Source organism: Microbacterium sp. Bi128 (assembly GCF_918698205.1).
This window is the reverse complement of the sequence record NZ_CAKKMM010001032.1, coordinates 1-1830: the sequence shown is the minus strand read 5'-3', so window position 1 is coordinate 1830 and position 1830 is coordinate 1. Positions and strand designations below refer to the sequence as shown.

1 protein-coding gene and 1 pseudogene are annotated in these 1830 nt (G+C 65.7%); both read left to right on the top strand.

The window, feature by feature from the left end:
* On the top strand, positions 1-1627 hold a 1627-nt coding region (locus tag LQV45_RS29420; RefSeq protein ID WP_230010616.1), incomplete at its 5' end, for a multifunctional oxoglutarate decarboxylase/oxoglutarate dehydrogenase thiamine pyrophosphate-binding subunit/dihydrolipoyllysine-residue succinyltransferase subunit.
* A gap of 112 nt (positions 1628-1739) precedes the next feature.
* Positions 1740-1830, top strand: a pseudogene (locus LQV45_RS29415) (lysophospholipase); the annotation flags it as partial.

The window sequence follows — 1830 nt, the reverse complement described above, 5'->3', positions numbered from 1 at the left end:
GTCCTCGCGTTCCTCCACGTACTCCACGGACGTCGCCAAGATGATCCAGGCACCGGTGTTCCACGTGAACGGCGACGACCCGGAGGCCGTGGTCCGCATCGGGCAGCTTGCCTACGAGTTCCGTCAGCGTTTCCACAAGGACGTTGTCATCGACATGGTCTGCTACCGCCGTCGCGGCCACAACGAGGGCGATGACCCCTCGATGACCCAGCCGCTGATGTACAACCTGATCGAGGCCAAGCGCTCGGTCCGCAAGCTGTACACCGAATCACTGATCGGCCGCGGTGACATCACCGAGGAAGAAGCCGAGCAGCTGCTGCGGGACTACCAGGAACGCCTGGAACGCGTCTTCGCGGAAACCCACGCCGCCCAGACGTCCCCGATCCCGATCATCACGGCCGATTCGGCCGCGGTGTCGGACCTGGAACGCCCGATGGCCCAGCAGTCCGATTCCGGCGTCAGCGCGCCGGTATCCACCGCGATCTCCGCGGAGACCCTGGCCCGCATCGGCAAGGCCCACACCGATATCCCGGACGGCTTCACCGTCCACGCCAAGCTCAAGCAACTGCTGGAGAAGCGTGAGGCGATGTCCCGTGAAGGCGGCATCGACTGGGGCTTCGGTGAACTGGCCGCGTTCGGTTCGCTCATCATGGAAGGCGTCCCCGTCCGGCTTGCCGGCCAGGACTCGCGCCGCGGCACCTTCGTGCAGCGCCACGCCGTCTTCCACGACCGCGCCAACGGCGACGAGTGGCTTCCGCTGTCCCACCTCTCGGATGACCAGGCGAAGCTGTGGATCTACGATTCGCTGCTCTCCGAATACGCCGCCATGGGCTTCGAATACGGATACTCGGTGGAACGCCCGGATGCGTTGGTGCTCTGGGAAGCGCAGTTCGGTGACTTCGTCAACGGCGCGCAGACCATCATCGATGAGTTCATCTCCTCGGCCGAGCAGAAATGGGGCCAGCGGTCCTCGCTGGTTCTCATGCTGCCGCACGGCTACGAGGGCCAGGGTCCGGACCACTCCTCCGCCCGCATCGAGCGCTTCCTGCAGATGTGCGCCGAAGAGAACATGATCGTCGCCAACCCCACGACGTCGGCCTCGCACTTCCACCTGCTGCGCCGCCAGGCGTACAGCAGGCCGCGCAAGCCGCTCATCATCTTCACGCCCAAGCAGCTGCTCCGCCTCAAGGCCGCAGCGTCCTCCGTGGAGGACTTCACCACCGGCTCGTTCCGCCCGGTCATTCCGGAACACGCGCAGCTGCAGGCCGACGCCGTCGAACGCGTGCTGCTGGTCTCCGGGCGCCTGTACTACGATCTGCTGTCCACCCGGCAGAAGACCGAGAACAAGACCACGGCGATCGTCCGCGTCGAGCAGCTGTACCCGCTGCCGGCCGACGAGATCGCAGCGGAGCTGGCCAAGTACCCGAACGCCGAAGTGGTCTGGGCGCAGGACGAACCGGCCAACCAGGGTCCGTGGCCGTTCATCGGCCTGAACCTGCCGGACGCCCTGGACCGCCGGGTCCGCCTCATCTCCCGCCCCGCCTCGGCCTCCACCGCGGCAGGGTCGATGAAGCGCCACGCGGCAGAACAGGACGCCCTGCTCAAGCAGGCATTCGCTCGTAAATAGCGGCATTGCTGCCCGGCCGGAGACTGAAACAACAACACTCCGGCCGGGCGGTTCTGTTTAATGGACTATTAGTGGTCAGCTTGATGGACAGCGTTGAAGTGAAGAGGTAGTCGTGGAAGATCGGAAGCTGCGGATCGCAGCCGTTGGGGACGAGCTGTTGGCTGGGCTTGGTGATCCGCGCGCCTTGGGCTGGCTGGGCCGGG